This is a genomic window from Micromonospora sp. NPDC005367, from assembly GCF_040606825.1.
Taxonomy (GTDB): Bacteria; Actinomycetota; Actinomycetes; order Mycobacteriales; family Micromonosporaceae; genus Micromonospora.
The window spans coordinates 19,980-38,567 of the sequence record NZ_JBEXFP010000002.1 but is presented as its reverse complement, the minus strand read 5'-3'; the positions used below and the strand labels follow the sequence as shown (position 1 = coordinate 38,567).

14 protein-coding genes are annotated in these 18,588 nt (G+C 73.2%); 9 read left to right on the top strand and 5 right to left on the bottom strand.

What is annotated here, in order from left to right; genetic code table 11:
• Nucleotides 1–51: 51 nt before the first annotated feature.
• The 4 genes from ABZS42_RS01655 to dnaK form a co-directional block, all read right to left on the bottom strand.
• Complete coding sequence (locus ABZS42_RS01655; RefSeq protein WP_355141447.1) at nt 52–495, bottom strand: MerR family transcriptional regulator; 444 nt, start codon at nt 493–495, stop codon at nt 52–54.
• A 22-nt stretch (nt 496–517) separates the two neighbouring features.
• Nucleotides 518–1,705 (bottom strand): molecular chaperone DnaJ, encoded by a 1,188-nt coding sequence (gene dnaJ / locus ABZS42_RS01650; protein WP_355141445.1) that lies wholly within the window; start codon nt 1,703–1,705, stop codon nt 518–520.
• A 79-nt stretch (nt 1,706–1,784) separates the two neighbouring features.
• The gene (gene grpE, locus ABZS42_RS01645; RefSeq protein ID WP_355141443.1) at nt 1,785–2,540 is read right to left on the bottom strand and encodes a nucleotide exchange factor GrpE; all 756 of its coding nucleotides are present in this window, start codon (nt 2,538–2,540) and stop codon (nt 1,785–1,787) included.
• A 45-nt stretch (nt 2,541–2,585) separates the two neighbouring features.
• A complete protein-coding gene (gene dnaK / locus ABZS42_RS01640; protein WP_355141441.1) occupies nt 2,586–4,451 on the bottom strand; it encodes a molecular chaperone DnaK in 1,866 nt (621 codons plus the stop codon).
• A 194-nt stretch (nt 4,452–4,645) separates the two neighbouring features.
• On the opposite strand from dnaK, the gene ABZS42_RS01635 reads away from it, so the two are divergent.
• From ABZS42_RS01635 to ABZS42_RS01625, 3 genes are all read left to right on the top strand, one after another.
• On the top strand, nt 4,646–6,460 hold the full coding sequence (locus ABZS42_RS01635) for an ABC transporter (RefSeq protein ID WP_355141439.1): 1,815 nt from the start codon (nt 4,646–4,648) through the stop codon (nt 6,458–6,460).
• Between the two features lie 112 nt (nt 6,461–6,572).
• A complete protein-coding gene (locus tag ABZS42_RS01630) occupies nt 6,573–8,237 on the top strand; it encodes a GTPase (RefSeq protein ID WP_355141892.1) in 1,665 nt (554 codons plus the stop codon).
• A gap of 56 nt (nt 8,238–8,293) precedes the next feature.
• Entirely contained in the window at nt 8,294–9,511 is a 1,218-nt protein-coding gene (locus ABZS42_RS01625; RefSeq protein WP_355141437.1) for a hypothetical protein, read from the top strand.
• Nucleotides 9,512–9,652: 141 nt separating this feature from the next.
• On the opposite strand, the gene ABZS42_RS01620 is transcribed toward ABZS42_RS01625, so the two are convergent.
• On the bottom strand, nt 9,653–10,279 hold the full coding sequence (locus ABZS42_RS01620; protein WP_355141435.1) for a phosphatase PAP2 family protein: 627 nt from the start codon (nt 10,277–10,279) through the stop codon (nt 9,653–9,655).
• A gap of 107 nt (nt 10,280–10,386) precedes the next feature.
• Here ABZS42_RS01620 and ABZS42_RS01615 point away from each other — a divergent pair, with 107 nt between their 5' ends.
• The 6 genes from ABZS42_RS01615 (at nt 10,387) to ABZS42_RS01590 (ending at nt 18,530) form a co-directional block, all read left to right on the top strand.
• Nucleotides 10,387–10,854, top strand: coding sequence for a hypothetical protein (locus ABZS42_RS01615; protein ID WP_355141433.1), 468 nt, complete (start codon nt 10,387–10,389; stop codon nt 10,852–10,854).
• Between the two features lie 815 nt (nt 10,855–11,669).
• Nucleotides 11,670–12,845, top strand: a complete 1,176-nt coding sequence (gene pdhA / locus ABZS42_RS01610; RefSeq protein ID WP_355141431.1) for a pyruvate dehydrogenase (acetyl-transferring) E1 component subunit alpha — start codon at nt 11,670–11,672, stop codon at nt 12,843–12,845.
• A complete protein-coding gene (locus ABZS42_RS01605) occupies nt 12,845–13,834 on the top strand; it encodes an alpha-ketoacid dehydrogenase subunit beta (RefSeq protein ID WP_355141429.1) in 990 nt (329 codons plus the stop codon). Before pdhA ends, ABZS42_RS01605 begins: the two co-directional genes overlap by 1 nt.
• 5 nt (nt 13,835–13,839) lie before the next feature.
• The gene (locus ABZS42_RS01600; RefSeq protein WP_355141890.1) at nt 13,840–15,285 is read left to right on the top strand and encodes a dihydrolipoamide acetyltransferase family protein; all 1,446 of its coding nucleotides are present in this window, start codon (nt 13,840–13,842) and stop codon (nt 15,283–15,285) included.
• Between the two features lie 225 nt (nt 15,286–15,510).
• Nucleotides 15,511–15,648: a hypothetical protein gene (locus ABZS42_RS01595; protein ID WP_175649134.1), complete on the top strand. Its 138-nt coding sequence runs from the start codon at nt 15,511–15,513 to the stop codon at nt 15,646–15,648.
• 344 nt (nt 15,649–15,992) lie between these two features.
• Complete coding sequence (locus ABZS42_RS01590; protein WP_355141427.1) at nt 15,993–18,530, top strand: hypothetical protein; 2,538 nt, start codon at nt 15,993–15,995, stop codon at nt 18,528–18,530.
• Nucleotides 18,531–18,588 lie beyond the last annotated feature (58 nt).

Below are 18,588 nucleotides of genomic sequence, written 5' to 3'. Positions count from 1 at the left end.
CGGAAAACCGGCGAGCGGACCGGGCCGTCAGGGCTCCGGACAACGGGCAGATCAGCGGTCGGGCCCCCGCCGGGGACGCCAGACCACCAACGCCGTGGAGGTGCGGTTGGTCGGCACCAGGTCGCGGCCCGGGAAGCGGGCCAGCGCCTCCAGTTCGGCGATCCGGTGGTACGCGGCGTCCAGCTCCGCCTCGAGCCGGGCCACCCGCTGCTGGGCCTCTTCGAGCAGCCGCTCCAGCCCGATGATGCGCTTGACCCCGGCCAGGTTGATGCCATCGTCCTGGCTGAGCCGCTGCACCTCGCGCAGCAGCACCACGTCCCGGACGCTGTACCGCCGGCCGCCCCCTGCCGCCCGCCCGGCCTGCACCAGGCCGAGCCGGTCGTACTGGCGCAGGGTCTGCGGGTGCATACCCGCCATCCGCGCCGCGACCGAGATCATCAGCACCTTGGCCTCGTAGGCAGGGTCACTCGACGAAGCGGCGTACTCGCCCGACATCCTGCTCACCTCCGCGTCCGCGTCAACTGACTCGACGCACCCGCGCGTCGAGGTGTTCCCGGCTCGCCGGCGGGGTCTGCTCGGCGAACGTCTCCAGCGCCGCCCGCGCCTCGTCCGACAGCCGCGCGGGCACCACCACATCCAGTGTCACCAATAGATCGCCCGCTTGCCCATCGCGGCGGACCACGCCCTTGCCGCGAGCACGCAGGATCCGCCCGCTGGGCGTGCCTGGCGGGACCCTCAGGGTCACCGCGCCGTCGAGCGTGGGCACCCGCAGGTCCGTGCCGAGCACGGCCTCCGCGAACGTGATCGGCACGGTGAGCGTGAGGTCGTCGCCGCTGCGGCCGAAGATCTCGTCAGGCCGCACCTTCACCTGCACGTACAGGTCGCCGGGCCGGCCACCACGCTCACCCGGTTCGCCTCGCCCGGTCAACCGGATCCGCTGACCGTCGGCCACGCCGGCCGGGAAGCGGACGTTCATCGTCCGGGTCTTGGTCACGCCGCCGGTGCCGTGGCACTCCGGGCACTTCTCCTCGACGACAGTGCCGACACCCTGGCAGTTGCGGCACGGCTCGGAGAAGCTGAACGACCCCTGGTTGCGGGTCGTCACCCCGGCGCCGTGGCAGACCGGGCAGGTACGAGGCTGGGTTCCGGGCTTCGCCCCGTTGCCGTGGCAGGTGTCGCAGACACCGGGGGCGCGCAGGGTGAGCGGTAGGGTCACGCCCCGCACCGCGTCACCGAAATCCAGCGCCACCTCGGTCTCCACGTCCCGCCCGGGGGCCGGGCCGCGCGGAGCGGTCGGGCCGGCGGGCCCACCGGAGAAGATTGAGCTGAACAGGTCGGAGAAGCCGGCGCCGCCACCACCGAAGCGGTTTTCTCCGCCACCGCCGGCACCCCCGAACAGGTCGGAGACGTCGAACGGCATACCCCCCGGCTGGCCCGCGCCCTGCGCGTTACGGCGGAACGCGCCCGAGCCGAAGAGCGAGCGCATCTCGTCGTACTCCCGGCGTCGGCCGGAATCCGACAGCACGTTGTACGCCTCGGACACGGCCTTGAACCGCTCCTCGGCCGACGGATCACCCGGGTTGTGGTCCGGGTGCGACTCCCGGGCCAGCTTGCGGTACGCCTTCTTGATCTCGTCCTCGGAGGCGGCCTTGTCCACGCCGAGCACGGCGTAGAAGTCCTTCTCGATCCAGTCCTTGGAACTCACCGGTCCACCCCCTCCCCACCGGTCCGTCCCGCCCGCCGCCGTGCGGCGGCGGGCGGGACGCTCGGGTCACTGCTTGGCACTATTCCGGGTCCGCGACCGCTACCAACGCCGGCCGCAGCAGCCGCTCACCGAGCTGGTAGCCGCGCCGCATGATCTGCACGCAGGTCGGCTCGGTCACCTCGTCGGAGGTCTGGTGGGCCACCGCTTCGTGCCGAGTCGGGTCGAACGGGTCACCCTGTTCGCCGAACGGGGTCAACCCGAGCTTCCCCACCACCGTGGTGAGCTGCTCCGCCACTGATCCGAACGGTCCGACCAGGTCGCCGTGTTCCCGGGCCCGGTCCAGGTCGTCGAGGATCGGCAGCAGGGCGGCGAGCACGGAGCCGGTCGCCTGCTCGGCGACGGTGGCCCGGTCCCGCTCCACCCGCTTGCGGTAGTTGGCGTACTCCGCCGTCACCCGCTGCAGGTCCCGGGTCCGCTCGTCGAGGTCGGCCCGCAGCGCCTCCAACTCGGCGCCGAGGGTCGAACTGGTCGCCGCGTCCACCGGCTCGGCAGGCGCGTCGACCACCGGCGGGCCGTCGGGGGTGGCCCCGTCGACCGTGCCGGCCTCAACCTCGATCTCGTCGACGACGATCTCGGTGTCCTCGATCAGCCCCTCGGCCGGGACGTCGGTCCCGGCGTCGGCAGCGGTTCCCTCCGGCTCGGCGGGCTCGCTGATCTTCCGGTTGTTGCGGATGACGACCCGCGGCGCGTCGCCGGTTGCCGGCTCGGCGGACGCGGAGCCACCCGTCGTCGACCCGGTGTCACCCCGGTCGGCGGCTCGTGACTTCTCCGTCATGCGGCTACCTCACCTTCGCCGTGAGTCCGTGTCGTGAGCGGAACGTCACTTCTTGTCCTCGTCCACGATCTCGGCGTCGACGACGTCGTCGGCCCCGCCGGCCTGCGCGCCACCGGCCGCGCCGGTCGCACCCTCGCCCGGTCCGGCCTGGCCGCCCGCCTGCCCCTGCTCGGCCTGCTGCTGCGAGTAGAGCAGCGAACCGGCCTGCTGGGACACCTGCGCCAGCCGCTCGTGCGCCGACTTGATCTTCTCGATGTCCTGGCCGCCGAGGGCGCTACGCAGCTCACCGAGGGCCTCGTTGAGCTGGTCACGGTTCTCCGCGGGCAGCTTGTCGCCGCTCTCGGCGAGGAACTTCTCGGTCTGCCACTGGAGCGCCTCGGCCACGTTGCGGGTCTCGGCCTCGTCGCGGCGACGCTTGTCCTCGTCCGCGTGCTCCTCGGCGTCCCGGCGCATCCGCTCGATGTCGTCCTTCGGCAGCGAGGAGCCGCCGGTGATCGTCATCTTCTGCTCCTTGCCGGTGCCGAGGTCCTTCGCGTGGACGTTCACGATGCCGTTCGCGTCGATGTCGAAGGTGACCTCGATCTGCGGCACGCCACGCGGCGCCGGGGGGAGGCCGGTCAGCTCGAAGGTGCCGAGCTTCTTGTTGTAGGCCGCGATCTCGCGCTCACCCTGGAAGACCTGGATCAGCACCGACGGCTGGTTGTCGTCGGCCGTGGTGAAGACCTCGGAGCGCTTCGTCGGGATGGTGGTGTTGCGCTCGATCAGCTTGGTGAAGATGCCGCCCTTGGTCTCGATGCCCAGGCTCAGCGGGGTCACGTCGAGCAGCAGGACGTCCTTGACCTCACCCTTGAGCACACCGGCCTGCAGCGCGGCGCCGACGGCGACGACCTCGTCCGGGTTGACGCCCTTGTTCGGGTCACGGCCGGTCATCTGCTTGACCAGGTCGGTGACGGCCGGCATACGGGTCGAGCCGCCGACCAGGATCACGTGGTCGACGTCGGAGACCTTGATCCCGGCGTCCTTCACGGCCTGCTCGAACGGGCCCTTGCAGCGGTCCAGCAGGTCCTGCGTCATCCGCTGGAACTCGGCGCGGCTCAGCGTCACGTCGAGGTGCAGCGGGCCGGCCGCACCGGCCGTGATGTACGGCAGGTTGATGTTGGTGGTGGTGGCGGCGGACAGCTCGATCTTGGCCTTCTCGGCGGCCTCCTTGAGCCGCTGCATGGCCATCTTGTCCTGGGACAGGTCGATGCCGTGCTCGCCACGGAAGGTCTTCACCAGGTGGTCGATGACCCGCTGGTCCCAGTCGTCGCCACCGAGGTTGTTGTCACCGCTGGTCGACTTGACCTCGATGACGCCCTCGGCCAGCTCCAGCAGGGAGACGTCGAAGGTGCCACCACCGAGGTCGAAGACCAGGACGGTTTGCTCCTTGGAGCCCTTGTCCAGCCCGTACGCCAGGGCGGCCGCCGTCGGCTCGTTGACGATCCGCAGCACGTTGAAGCCGGCGATCTCACCGGCCTCCTTGGTGGCCTGCCGCTGGCCGTCGTTGAAGTACGCCGGAACGGTGATCACCGCGTCGGTGATCTGCTCACCCAGGTACGCCTCGGCGTCCCGCTTGAGCTTCATGAGCGTCCGGGCGGAGATCTCCTGGGGCGTGTACTTCTTGCCGTCGATGTCCACGGTCCAGTTGGTGCCGATCTCCCGCTTGACCGACCGGATGGTCCGGTCCGGGTTCGTCACCGCCTGCCGCTTGGCGACCTCACCGACGAGCACCTCGCCGTTGCGGGCGAACGCGACGATCGACGGAGTCGTCCGCGAGCCCTCGGCGTTGGCGATGACGGTGGGCTCACCGCCCTCGAGAACGCTGACGCAGGAGTTCGTCGTGCCGAGGTCGATACCGACCGCACGTGCCATCTTCGCTTCCTCGCTTCTAAGGTTTGAGCAGGTGACGGGCACCGCCCGCAGCGCACCCACCACAAGTTGAGTGAACTTGACTCAATAGTGCCACGCTCACGCGGAACGTCAAGTCGACATTGAGTCGACCCGACGCAACCCCTGATGCTACTGATCGGTTGTCTTGAGTTGCGTCGGTCGGGCACGCTTTAGCGGTGACGACGCACGGCGACCCCGCCAGCCACTCCGGCACGCCCGCCGTCGCAGCCCGCACCGGCCCACAGGACGCCCCGGCTGATCCGTCCGCCAACCCGGGGGACGAGAGCCTCCCCGCCGCTCTTCAGGCCCTGCGGGCCGCGATCGGGGCGGCCCGGTTCCCGTTGGCGCTGCCGTCGGCCGAGCCGGCCCGGCGGGACGGCGCCGCGCTCACCGACCAGCTCGACGACTACCTGCTTCCCCGCCTCTCCCGGCTCGACGCGCCCCTGCTCGTGGTCGTCGGCGGCTCCACCGGCGCCGGCAAGTCGACCTTGGTCAACAGCCTGGTCAAGGCACGGGTGAGCGCCGCCGGCGTGCTTCGCCCGACCACCCGGTCACCCGTGCTGGTGTGCAGCCCACCCGACACGTCGTGGTTCCGGCAGGGCGAGTTGCTGCCCGGCCTCACGCGTAGCAACGAGCCGAGCGAGGACCCCCGTACCCTCCAGATCGTCACCGCTCCGGCGCTCCCGGCCGGCCTCGCCTTCCTCGACGCCCCGGACATCGACTCGGTGGTCGACGCCAACCGGGCACTCGCCGGTCAGCTGCTCGCCGCCGCCGACCTGTGGCTCTTCGTCACCACCGCGGCCCGCTACGCCGACGCCGTGCCCTGGGAGCTGCTACGTGGCGCCCGGGCCCGCGGCACGGTGATCGCCATGGTGCTGGACCGGGTGCCCCCGGAGGCCGCCGACGAGGTTTCCGCCCACCTGTCGGAAATGCTCGCCGAGCAGGGGCTCGACCAGGCGCCGCTCTTCGTGCTGCCGGAGACCCGGGTCGACGGCCAGGGGTTGCTCCCGGAGCGGGTCACCACCCCACTGGCCGACTGGTTCAACCGACTGGCGGCCGACGCGAACGCCCGGGCCGCCGTGGTCCGGCAGACCCTGGACGGAGCGCTGGCCGCGCTGCACCCGACGGTCGAGGGGCTCGCCGACGCCGCCGAGGAACAACTCACCGCCGCCGACGCCCTCGACGAGCGGGTACGGGCCGCTTACCGGGGCGCGCACCGCACCGTCGAGCAGGGGTTGAGCGACGGCCGTCTGCTCCGCGGCGAGGTGCTCGCCCGCTGGCAGGAGTTCGTCGGCACCGGAGAGTTCTTCCGCACCCTGGAGGCCCGGGTCGGACAGCTGCGCGACCGGATGGTCGCCGCGCTCACCGGCCGTCCGGCACCGGCCGCCGGGCTGCGTAACGCGATCGAGTCGCAACTGGTCACGCTGCTGCGCGGGGTGGCCGCGGAGGCGGCCGAGCAGGCGTACACCGGGTGGAAGACGCATCCGGCCGGGGCCGCGCTGCTCGACCCGGCGCTGGCCCGCCCGGGCGAGGACCTGCCCGCCCGGGCCGAACGGCTGGTCCGGGACTGGCAGCGCGGGGTGCTGGAGCTCGTCCGGACGCAGGGCAGCGACAAGCGCTTCGTGGCCCGCACCGCCGCGTACGCGGTGAACGTCACCGGCCTGACCGTGATGATCGCCGTCTTCGCCTCGACCGCGTTCATCCCGACCGGGCTGGAGGTCGCCACCGGCGCCGGCACCACGGTGGCCGCGCAGGCCGTACTCCAGGCGATCTTCGGCGACCAGGCGGTGCGTACGCTAGCCGCCAAGGCCCGGACCGACCTGCTGGAGCGGGTGCGGACGCTGCTGGACGACGAGGCCGCGCGCTACCTGACCCGGAGCGCAACGGCCCGGCTCGACGAGGAGACCGCCGGCGCGCTGCGGGCCGCCGCCGACCGGGTGGAGACCGCACGCCGCCGCAGCGGACTGACCACCGGAGGGCCGACCGGGTGAGCACGAGGACTGGCGCGGCGGCCGCGAACGGAGTTACCGACGCGATGAGGGGATCCGCGAAGCCGGCGGCCACGAGCGGGAGGTCCGCGCGGTGAGCAACGTGGTCGGCCGGATGCGCGACGCGTTCCGCGGCGACCAGCGGGTCGACCCGGACGTGCTGCTCGCCCGCCTGGACGCGGTACGCCGCTTCCTCGCCGCAGCGGACGGGCACCTGCCGGACAGTCGACTCGTCTCCGCGCACACGCTGGTCGAGCGGGCCGGCACCCGCCTGGCGCTCTCCCGCGACCACACCGTTGTCGCCCTGGCCGGCGCGACGGGCAGCGGCAAGTCGAGCCTCTTCAACGGGCTGGCCCGGCTGGATCTCTCTCCGGTCGGGGTGCGCCGCCCGACGACCGGGGTCGCCCACGCCTGCATCTGGGGCGCGCAGGAGGGTGCGGCCCGGCTGCTCGACTGGATCGGCGTACTGCCCCGGCACCGGTTCGTACGGGAGAGCGCCCTGGACGCCGACGACGAGGCGGCGCTGCACGGCCTGGTTCTGCTGGACCTGCCCGACTTCGACTCGGTGCAGTGGTCCCACCGGCTGGAGGTGGATCGTCTGCTCGGTCTGGTCGACCTCGTGGTCTGGGTGGTCGACCCGCAGAAGTACGCGGACCGTGTGATCCACACGAGCTACCTGGGCGAGTTCCACCGGCACCGGGACGTCACGCTGGTCGTGCTCAACCAGGCCGACCGGCTCTCCCCGGCCGAGCTTCCCCGGGTCCTGGCCGACCTGCGTCGGCTGCTGGACGAGGACGGGCTGGAGGGCGTACCCCTGCTCGCCACCACCGCGACCGACCCCGGCGGCATCGTGGAGCTGCGCGCGGCGCTGGAGCGGACCGTCACCGACCGCCAGGCGGCGCTGCGCCGCCTGGCCGGTGATGTGGACATCGTGGTCGCGCGGCTGGACGAGTTGGTCGGCTCCGACCGCTCGACGGCCGGCCCGGACGAGGCCGCCGCCAGCGAGCTGACCCGGGCGCTGGCCGGCACGGCCGGGGTGCCGGCGGTGACCGAGGCGGTGCAGCAGGCGTACCGGCATCGCGCGGCCGCCAGCACCGGGTGGCCGCTGGTCCGTGGGTGGCGGCGGCTGCGACCCGACCCGTTGCGTCGGCTGCACCTGCCGGGCGGGCCCGGCGAGACCACCGACCCGGCGGAGAGCCTGGTGGCCGCGACCTCAGTGCCGGACCCGACCGCCGCACAGCGTTCCGCGCTCGGTCTCGCGATCCGAGCGGTGGCCGATCGCGCGGCGGCCGAGCTGCCCGCCGGCTGGCCGGACGCGGTGGCGGACGCGGCCCGGTCCCGCCTCACCGACCTGCCGGACGCGCTGGACCGGGTGGTGGCCGCCACCGACCTGGGCATGGCCCGCCGCCCCCTCTGGTGGCGGTTGGTCGGGGCCGGGCAGTGGCTGGTGACGCTGGCGGCGCTCGGCGGGCTGGGTTGGCTGGTGCTCGGCTACGTGCTGCGCGCGCTCGGCCTGCCCGACCCGGAGCACCCGATGGTGGGCGTGGTGCCGGTGCCGACGCTGCTGCTGCTCGGCGGCCTGCTCGCCGGTCTGCTGCTCGCGGCGCTGACCCGACCGGTCGTCCGTTGGGGGGCCGTCCGGGCCCGACGACGGGCCGACCAGCGGCTCACCGCAGCGGTGACCGCGGTGGGCGACGAGTACGTGTTGGCGCCGGTCCGGGATGTCCTCGCCGACTACGCCGTGGCGCGGGATGCCCTCCGGGACGCCACCCGACGCTGATCGTCGCCTATCGCCACCCGCTGCCCGCCACCCCCGCACGGGCGTAGGGTCGACGCATGGCCCCTCCCCGGACCCCGTACGACACCGTCCTGCACGCCGCCCGCGACGTGACCCGGCTGGACAACGCCCTGGACGCCGAGATGCTCGGCGCGGCGCTGCTCGGCAGCGTCTACGCCATCGCGGAGAGCGACCGCAACACCGCTGTCCGGGAGTTCGTCACCGGCTTCCTCGCCGCCACCGCCCGCCGGCGCACCGCCGCGGCGACCACGATCCGGGCCGTCTTCGCCGCCCTGGTCCCCGACGCCGAGGGTGCCGAACGGGTCCGACCGGGCAGCCAGGCGCCGGCCTGGTCCGGGCAGCTCGGCCGGGTGCACCTCACCGGCACCTGGGCGTACGGCGACGTGTACGGGGACCAGACCTCCTACCTGGCCACCTTCGCGTACGACGACACGGCCGGCGGCCAGGAGCACGCGCTGGTGGCACTGGTGGACCACAACATCGGCATCACCAAGGACATCTACGTCGGCGGGCCGGCCGATCGGATCCTCGAGCAGGTGCGGCAGATGTGCGCGGCCGACGAGCTGACCTGGTTCCGGGAGGAGGACCCGGCCCGGATGCGTGACGAGGTGATCCGTCACCTCGCGATCACCGACGACCTCGTCGAACTGCCGAGCGCTGGCGCTCTCGCCACCGACCGGGCGCTGGCCGGCGCGCGGCTCGCGATGCTGCCCATTGCCCCCGCGCCCGGGCGCTGGGCGCCCGAGCCGCTCTCCGCCATCGACCGGGCCGACCTGCTTCGGCGTTTCCTCGCCTCCCCGGAGGCCACCCGAGCCGGGCTGGACACCATCGACGGCCCCGAGCTGGCCTCGCTGCACTTCTGCCTCGGCCTGCTGCTGGACCACGCGGCGAGCTTCCCGGACGCCGACCCGCTGCGCTGGAGCCCGGCGGTCGCGGGGCTGTTCCTGCTCGACTGGGTGCACCGGCGCGCGGTGCTGGACATGGACGACGCCGCGATGCTGCCCCGGGTGCTGCGCGCCTGGGCCGCGTACGCCGCCCGGCAGCGCGACCTGCCGGCGCTCGCGGCGACACAGACCGACGAGGCGATCGAGGAGATGGTGCCCGAGTTCGCCCGGCTCTACAGCACCGGCGAGCGGCGCAGCCCGGCCACCGCGGCGGTGGCCGAGCTGATGGCCGACGGCGTGGACCCGGACGACCCGGTGGCGCTGAACGCCTGGATCGAGGCGAACCGCCACCGCCTGATCGAGCCCGACTGAGCCAGCCCGGACCGCGCCGGGCCGGAAGTTCCGACGCGCCGGACCGGAAGTTCCGACGTGGGGGCCGGACAGTTCTGGGGTGCCCGACCGGCGAGTTCCGACGTGGGGACCGGCGACGCGGCGGGAGTCCGGTCGCCGGCGCTAGCGCAGCGCGGCGAAGACCACCCCGGCGACCAGGCCGCCCACCAGTGCACCGACGAGCACCTGCGGCACCGTGTGGTCGAGCAGCCGCACCCGGGACCAGCCGACCAGGGCCAGCAGCGGCGCGGTGACCAGCAGGCGGGCCCCGAAGGTGAGGACCAGGATCACCACGGCGCCGGCGGCGACGGCCGAATGGATCGACATCTTCCACCAGTGGCTTACGGTCACCGCCACCACCAGGCCGACCGCCCCGGCCACGGCGAGCGCCACCACAGGGCGCGGCGCGCCGAGCCCGACCAGCAGAACCAGGCCGACGACCACCGAGCAGAGACCGACGAGCAGCGGAACGCGACGCTGTTCGGGCCGCCCGACGTGGTGGTCGGTGAGCCGCCCTCGGCGTACCCCGCCGACGATGTACGCGAACGGAATGCCGCTCACGAAGATGACGGCGAGCAGTGCCCACCCCAGCCCGGCCACGCCACCCCGGGTGCTGTGCCAGCCGATAGTGATCATCAGTACGGGGACCAGCACCGCGGGTGCGGTCAGCTCCGTGATCAGTCGGGCCAGCCGCAACGCCGGACCGGACCGGGGCACGGGGACCGGACCGGGGGCCGCACCGCCGTCCACGCTGTCTCCTCGAAGTGCGTCATCCGGGCGGTCCGGCCGCGCCTGATCATCACCGTATAGACGGCGAGCGGCGCGGACAATCGTTCGCCGGTTCCCGGCACGACGGGATGACGGGAGCGGTCGACGCGGCCGAACTCCTACCGGCGGTACGCGGACCGATGACCGGGGTGGGACGGGAAACGGCGGACGGGTGGGTGCCGGCGGACGGCCGGGGGCGGGCGGTCAGGGAAGGTGAGTCCGCGGGGTCGGGTGAATCCTCCGGGTGCGTCGAGTCGTCCGGGCCCTCGGTGGGCAGCGAGGTGGGTGGCGAGGGCGACCCGGACGGCGACGGACTGGCGGTCGGCCCGTCGGTCGGTGACGTGCTCGGGCTCGGCGACGGGCTCGGCGACGGTGGGCGCGAAGGTCCCGGTGGGCTGGTCGGAGTGGGACGCGGCGCCGGTGGCGTGGGCCGCCGGGTCGGCTCCGTGCCGGCCCAGGCGTCGGCCGGTCCGTTCCGGTCCGGGTCCGCCCGATCGGGGCCGGGCGACCAGCCGCGCACCTCTGACGGGCTGGTCGTGGGCCTGGCGGGCGGCTGACTGGTGGCCGGCAGCGGGACGAACACCGGCCCCACGGAGGGCGTCGGGATGAACGGGGTGCTGCTGTCCGGCAACGCTGTGCTGCCGACCGTGGCGGAACCGGCGCTGATCGCCGCGAGGATCGGCATCGAGGCGGTGCCGGCCAGCAGCGCGACGGTGAAGAGGTAGCCCCGGGACGGACCGGCGGAGCCGGGCGCGCGGTGCGTACCCACCACCCGCCGGTAACCGCCGTTGATGGCGCGGTGTCGCCCGAGCAGCGGCGTACCGGGTCCATCGGCTGGCTCGGACACCAAGCGCCTCCTCGTCGTCGGTAGTGGACGGACCGACACGGTGGGGCGGGCCCGGAGTGTGGCAAACCGGCCCGATCACGGCGATCCTGCGGGAATCAGCCTGACCCAGTGACGCTCCGTTCGCCAGATCCCTACAGCGTGTCGGCACGGGCAACTACCCGAACGGTGACGAACCACCACCGGATCGTCGTCGGGTGCTCCACGTGCTGATGTTGACAAAGGCCGCGAAGCGCTCCGGCTTCGTCGAGCAGGCCGGGCGTACTGTGGGGCCACTCACCTCCTCTGCGAATATGGAGCACGACGGCAACGCAGCCGCGGTCTCCGCGCACCCCCCGCGGCAGGCTCGGCGGACGCCGGCGCTCCCCGATCCGGGTTCGGCCAACTGAATCCGGCTCACGCCGCGCGGCAACCCTCACCGGGGCTAGGCGCGGCCGCCAGGACCGGTCCGGCACCGCCGGGCCGGCGCAGGATTTGCGCGGCCGGGCGACCAGCCGGTGCCGACGCAGACATGACAGGGAGAGACGGATGGCAAAGGGCGACCCCGGGGTCAGCACCCGCAGCAGGCGGGCGGCACCCCGTTCCAGGAAGGGCACGGGCGGCGACCCGGAACTGGTGCAGTTGCTCACCCCCGAAGGCGAGCGCATCGACAGCGTCGCCGGGCCGGACGGCACGGTGTACAGCGTCGACTTCACCGACGAGGAGTACCGCGGGCTCTACCGCGACCTGGTGCTGGTACGGAAGCTGGACGCCGAGGCCACCGCGCTGCAGCGCCAGGGCGAGCTGGGCCTCTGGGCCAGCCTCCTGGGCCAGGAGGCGGCGCAGGTCGGCTCGGGCCGCGCGCTGCGCACGCAGGACATGGCCTTCCCGACCTACCGGGAGCACGGCGTTCTCTACTGCCGGGGCATCGATCCGATCATGCCGCTCGGCCTGTTCCGCGGTGTCGACCAGGGCGGTTGGGACCCGAACGAGTTCAAGTTCAACATGTACACGATCGTGATCGGGGCGCAGACCCTGCACGCCACCGGGTACGCCATGGGTGTCGCCATGGACGGCAAGACCGGCACCGACGACGGCGAGGCTGTGATCGCCTACTTCGGCGACGGCGCCACCAGCCAGGGCGACGTGAACGAGGCCTTCGTCTGGGCGAGCGTCTTCAACTCCCCCCTCGTCTTTTTCTGCCAGAACAACCAGTACGCAATCTCGGAGCCGCTGGAGCGGCAGACCCGCGTCCCGCTCTACCGGCGGGCGGGCGGCTTCGGCTTCCCCGGCGTACGGGTCGACGGCAACGACGTGCTCGCGTCGTACGCGGTGACCCGTACCGCGCTGGACAACGCCCGGCACGGGCAGGGGCCGAGCCTGATCGAGGCGTACACCTACCGGATGGGCGCACACACCACCTCCGACGACCCGACCCGCTACCGGATCGCCAGCGAGGTCGAGGCGTGGCAGGCCAAGGACCCGATCGCCCGGATGAAGGCCTTCCTGACCAAGCAGCAGATCGTCGACGCGGACTTCTTCGCCGAGGTCGACGAGCAGGCCCGGCGCGAGTCGCTGCACCTGCGCGAGCGGGTGCTGGCCATGCCGAACCCGGAACCGGTCACCATGTTCGACCACGTCTACCCGAACGGTTCCCCGCTGCTGGACGAGCAGCGCGCGAAGTTCAGCCGCTACATGGAGTCGTTCGAGGGGAGCGCCCACTGATGGCCACGGAGACGCTCACCATCGGCAAGGCCCTGAACACCGGGCTACGGCGGGCCCTGGAGAACGACCCCAAGGTCGTGATCATGGGTGAGGACGTCGGCAAGCTCGGCGGCGTCTTCCGGATCACCGACGGGCTCCAGAAGGACTTCGGCGACCAGCGGGTGATCGACACCCCGCTCGCCGAGTCGGGAATCATCGGCACCGCCGTCGGCCTCGCCATTCGCGGGTACCGGCCGGTCTGCGAGATCCAGTTCGACGGCTTCGTCTACCCGGCCTACGACCAGATCGTGTCGCAGGTGGCGAAGATGCACTACCGCTCGGGCGGCAAGCTGCGGATCCCGATGGTGATCCGGATCCCGTTCGGCGGCGGCATCGGCGCGGTCGAACACCACTCCGAGTCGCCGGAGGCGTACTTCTCGCACACCCCCGGCCTGAAGGTGGTCTCCTGCGCGAACCCGCAGGACGCGTACGTGATGATCCAGCAGGCGATCGCCTCGGACGATCCGATCGTCTTCCTGGAGCCGAAGCGGCGCTACTGGGAGAAGGGGCCGGTCGACCTGGACGCGCCGCTGGCCGACGCGTACCCGCTGCACGCCTCCCGGGTCGCCCGGCCCGGCGCAGACGCGACCCTGCTGGCGTACGGCCCGATGGTGCGGACCTGCCTGGACGCGGCGACCGCCGCCGCCGAGGAGGGCCGTGAGCTGGAGGTCATCGACCTGCGCTCGATCTCCCCGCTGGACCTGACCGCGGCGTACGAGTCGGTGCGGCGCACCGGCCGGGCCGTGGTGGTGCACGAGGCGCCGTCCAACGTCGGACTCGGCGCGGAGATCGCGGCACGGATCACCGAGGAGTGCTTCTACTCGCTGGAGGCTCCGGTGCTGCGGGTGACCGGCTTCGACACCCCCTACCCGGCCGCCCGGGTGGAGGAGGAGTACCTGCCCGACATCGACCGGGTGCTCGACGCCGTCGACCGCACCTTCGGCTGGTGAGCGACATGTCCCGGATCAAGGAGTTCAACCTGCCCGACCTGGGCGAGGGCCTCACCGAGGGTGAGATCCTCAACTGGCTGGTCAAGGTCGGCGACATCATCGAGCTGAACCAGCCGATCGTCGAGGTCGAGACGGCCAAGGCGGCCGTGGAGATCCCCGCGAAGTGGGGCGGCCGGGTCCAGGCGATCTTCCACCCGGAGGGCGCCACCGTCGACGTCGGCGCCCCGATCATCTCGATCGACACCGACCCGGACGCCGGCCCGGTGGACACCCCGCAGGCGCCGTCGGCCGCCTCGCTGGCCGCGGTCGAGGTGGCACCGGCCGAGGGCGCGGTCGAGCCGGGCCTGATCGGTAGCCCGGCGCCGGGTGGACGGACGCCGGTGCTGGTCGGCTACGGACCGCGTACCAGCACCGCGAAGCGCCGCCCGCGTAAGGGTGCCGTCCCGGCGCAGGCCGGTGCGGTGCCGGCACAGGCGGCTCCGGCGCAGGCATCCGCGGCACCGGCGGTGCCTAAGCAGGTCACGCCGGCACCGGCCGTTTCCGCTCCGAACGGACACGGCACGGCGACCGGCGTGCTGGCCAAGCCGCCGGTTCGCAAGCTCGCCAAGGATCTCGGCGTCGACCTCGGCGCGCTGACCGGCTCGGGCCCGCTGGGCTCGATCACCCGGGAGGACGTCCAGCGGGCGGCGAACGCCACGGCCGAGCCGGCCCCGGTCGTCACGACCGCCACCACGGCGGCGAGCTTCGGCGCGGACCGCGAGCAGCGCATCCCGGTCAAGGGGGTACGCAAGCTCACCGCCGAGAACATGGCCCGGTCGGCCTTCACCGCGCCGCACGTGACGGAGTTCCTGACCGTCGACGTGACCCGGGCGACGAAGGCGCTGGACCGGCTCCGCAACCGCCGGGAGTGGCGCGACGTGCGGGTCTCGCCGCTGCTGCTGGTGGCCAAGGCCGTGCTGCTCGCGGTGAAGCGACACCCGATGATCAACTCCACCTGGGCGGGCGACGAGATCGTCGTCAAGGAGTACGTCAACCTGGGGATCGCCGCGGCCACCGACCGCGGTCTGATCGTGCCGAACGTCAAGGACGCCGGGCGGCTCACGCTCCGCGAGCTGGCCGACGCGCTGACCGACCTCGTGCAGACGGCCAAGGCCGGTCGCACCACACCGGCGGACATGTCCGGCGGCACGCTGACCATCACGAACGTCGGGGTGTTCGGCGTGGACAGCGGGACGCCGATCCTGCCTCCGGGTGAGTCGGCGATCCTGGCCTTGGGCGCGATCCGGGAGATGCCCTGGGTGCACAAGGGCAAGGTGCGCCCACGCCAGGTCACCACGCTCGGTCTGTCGTTCGATCACCGGATCATCGACGGTGAGCTCGGGTCGAAGTTCCTCCGGGACGTCGGGGACTTCCTCTCCGATCCGGAGGCGGCGCTGCTCGCCTGGACCTGACCGGTCCATCCCTCCACCAGCCACGGCCGGTGTGCCACGGGTTAACGCCCGGCACACCGGCCGTGTCCATTGAGAGGCGGAAACATAGGCAAGGGAGGCTAAAAACCTTTGATTGTTCGGCTCGTGGCGCAGCTCACCTAATAATCGATGGAAGTCTGCCTCTGGTTGGTGTTCAATAGAGACATCAAGGGGCTTACAACCGAATAGCCGGAGGAGAGACCGACCATGAGCATGATCGAGCGAATCAAGACCCGCCGCGACGCCAACCGCCGCGCCCGCGCCATCGAGCACGCGCTGCGCTCCGCCAACTCGCCGGCCGTCCGCGAGGAGCTCCTCGTGATCGCCCAGCGTCACATGAGCTGACGCACCAGACCTTTCCTCACCTCCTCCAGATCGATGACCCGCCCGGGAGCACCGGGCGGGTCATCGGCGTTTCACACCCATTGACACCGGGATTCCGCCTAGGCGCAGCGCCCGGTACGGTGGGCTTCGGTCGTCGCCACCGGATTCGAGACAGGTCGAGCCAACTGACGCAGTTCGAGACCACCCGACCACGTGGAGTGACGGCCGATGCTCCCCGGATGCCCTGGGCGGTCACCGGATACGGTGCGGGGAGCCCGGCACGGCCGGTACGCCGGCAACGCCGGCAGCCAAGCCGAGGAGACCGATCGGCACCGGCAGCCGACATGTGATGAGGAGGCGCACCGATGACGTCCGAGGGCCCGCACCACCCCGGCCAGGAGCCGGACGAGGTGCCACCGGGCGCCGGCGGACCGGCGCCGTACGGCGACCGCCCGGCGCAACCGGCCAACGGCTACGGCGCCGGCCCGGACCTGGGCTGGGCGCCCCCGCCACCGGCAGGACACAATCCGGCCGCGCCCAACTGGGCGGCCCAGAACGACCAGCCGCCCGCCCACTGGGGCGCGCAGACCCCGCCGCCGGCCGACGCGGGGCAGCCCGCGCCGTGGCCCGCGACCGGCACCCCCCAGCCGGCCTGGGGCGGGCAGCCAGAGCAGTCCGGTCAGGGCTGGGTCGGCGCGGCCGAGCAGTCCGGTCAGGGCTGGACCGGCGCGGCCGAGCAGCCCGCCTGGGCGCAGGCCCAGCCGGCGGCCCGCGGTGCGGCTCAGGTTCCCTCGCCCGCATCACCTCCGCAGGCGTGGCCCCAGGACGACCCGGCGCGTTCGGGCGGATGGACTCCGCAGCAACCGGGCGAGGCGGCGCAGTCCGAGCAGCCCGGCTGGGGCGCTCCGGCTCAGCCCGGCCCGGCCAACGGCGGTTGGCCCGGCGGCGGCCCCCAGCCGCAGACGCCCGGGAACGGCTGGAACGACGGCGGGCAGCAGGCCGAACAGCCGGCCTGGGCGCAGGCCGAACAGAACTCACCGGCGTGGCCGCCGGCCGAACCGGCCGCACGCGGCGCCGCACAGGTACCGACGGCCGGTGACTCCGGCCCCGCCGGCTGGCCGCCGGCTACCCCGGGCCAGGCCGACCAGCCCGCGCAGCCGGACACCTCCGGCAGTTGGAGCACCGGCGCCACGAGCCAGCCGGACCAGACCGGGCAGCCTTGGCGAGCGGCTCCGGAGAGCCAGCCGCAGCAGCCCGACTGGATGCTCCCGCAGACCCAGGAGCGCTCGTCCGACGGCCCTGCCACGGGTGGCTGGGGCGAGGCCCCCGCCGATCCGGCCCGCTCCGGCGGGTGGTCGGCCGAGCCGAACGGCACGCCCGCGCGGGCCAGCGCCAGCGTGCCCGGTGCCGGCAGCCTGCCGCAGCGCACGCCCGGCGAGCGGCAAGGGGCGTCGGAAGTGGAGCCGTGGGCGCCCGGGGAGGCGTGGGGCAACACCGACGCCGACTCGGCGAACCGCTCCGCCGGGCGTCCCGAGGAGTCCCCCGTCTACCAGCCCGGCCCCGCGCCGGGCATCTCCCCGGCGAACGCCGTACCGCTGCCTCCGCAGGAGCAACGGGTGCCGGGTGCCAGCCTGGCCGCCACGCCGCCGGCCGACTACGTACCGCCCGCCGAGCACCCGCCGGCTCAGTACGGCGCAGCCGCCGGGCAGCCGGCCCAGTTCGGGCAGCCGGCGTCGAACGAGCGCGCCGACTGGCCGCCCGCCGAGGCGACCGGACCGGCGTACGAGTCGGAGCAGCCGGCCTGGGGAGGCGAGGCCCACCCCGACGAGCCGTCCTCACCGGCCGGTCCGGTGGTCCCCGCGCCACGTACCTCCCCCGAATCCGGTGCGGCCGGTCGCACCACGGCGAGCGCCGCCGTGCCGCTGGCCAGCCGGGTGATGCCGCCGGCCGATCAGTCCCTGCGGCCCGACGCCACGTCCGCACCGCAGCCCCGGGTGTACGGTCGCCCGACCCAGCCCGAGCCGGCGGACGAGCCGGAGCAGGTCCAGCCGAACGGGTACGGCATGGACGCCCGGCCCGAGGTCGGTCCCCGCTTCGACGACCGCGACCTGGCCCCGCCGCCGGTCGGCTACGCCGAGTCCGCCCCGGCGAGTTCGGGGCCACCGCCCCCGCCGGCGTTCCCGCCGGGTGTGCCGAGCTTCGTCGACCCGCCGAACAACACTCGGCCCGTCAACGGGAACCGGCCGCACCCCGGCGAACGGCCGGCCGACCCGTTCGGGTCGCCGGTGCCCAACGATCCGGGGATGCCCGCCGCCGCGGGCTACGGGCCGCCCTCGCTGCCCGACAACGAGCCGGCGCGCACCAGCACGTTCCCGCCCGCCTTCCCGCCGGCCCCGCAGCAGCCCGTACCGTCGTGGCCGCAGAACGGGCCCGACCAGCAGCAATCCGCTCCCGCCTGGGCGCAGAACGAACCGGACCAGCGGTCCGTCCCCAACTGGGGGCAGGGCGCGCCGGAGACCGACCAGGGCCGGTTCGACGCGTTCAAGCCGGACGAGGAGCCGAAGACCGAGGCGCCGCCGCCGAAGGTCCGCAACGGGCGGGTGCTGGCGGCGGTGCTGACCGCCGCGGTGCTGATCCTGGCGGTGCCGCTCGGCCTGCTCTTCCTGCTGGGCAAGGTCGGCGGCGAACAGGCGCCGGCCTTCGACCCGGCGGTCGGTTCCTGCGTGAAGCAGGCCGGTGAGGGTGCCGTCGCGGCCGACTGCGGTGAGGCGAACGCGTTCACCGTGGTCTCGAAGGTGGACAACAAGGACAAGTGCGGCGACCCGAGCCTGCCGCACGTCGTGCTGCAGGGGGACGGCCCCAACCGGGTGCTCTGCCTGAAGCCGGCCACCGCCGGCGAGTAGTCGCCTCGACGGGGGCCACGGTCGTCCGTGGCCCCCGTCGTCGTGTCCGGGACCGGGC

Coding starts and splice junctions, on each gene's coding strand:
- dnaK (WP_355141441.1), bottom strand. CDS start 4,451: ATGGCACGTGCGGTCGGTATCGACCTCGGCACGACGAACTCCTGCGTC.
- ABZS42_RS01630 (WP_355141892.1), top strand. CDS start 6,573: ATGCGCGACGCGTTCCGCGGCGACCAGCGGGTCGACCCGGACGTGCTG.
- ABZS42_RS01595 (WP_175649134.1), top strand. CDS start 15,511: ATGAGCATGATCGAGCGAATCAAGACCCGCCGCGACGCCAACCGCCGC.
- ABZS42_RS01600 (WP_355141890.1), top strand. CDS start 13,840: ATGTCCCGGATCAAGGAGTTCAACCTGCCCGACCTGGGCGAGGGCCTC.
- ABZS42_RS01625 (WP_355141437.1), top strand. CDS start 8,294: ATGGCCCCTCCCCGGACCCCGTACGACACCGTCCTGCACGCCGCCCGC.
- ABZS42_RS01605 (WP_355141429.1), top strand. CDS start 12,845: ATGGCCACGGAGACGCTCACCATCGGCAAGGCCCTGAACACCGGGCTA.
- pdhA (WP_355141431.1), top strand. CDS start 11,670: ATGGCAAAGGGCGACCCCGGGGTCAGCACCCGCAGCAGGCGGGCGGCA.
- ABZS42_RS01590 (WP_355141427.1), top strand. CDS start 15,993: ATGACGTCCGAGGGCCCGCACCACCCCGGCCAGGAGCCGGACGAGGTG.
- ABZS42_RS01655 (WP_355141447.1), bottom strand. CDS start 495: ATGTCGGGCGAGTACGCCGCTTCGTCGAGTGACCCTGCCTACGAGGCC.
- grpE (WP_355141443.1), bottom strand. CDS start 2,540: ATGACGGAGAAGTCACGAGCCGCCGACCGGGGTGACACCGGGTCGACG.
- ABZS42_RS01615 (WP_355141433.1), top strand. CDS start 10,387: ATGACGGGAGCGGTCGACGCGGCCGAACTCCTACCGGCGGTACGCGGA.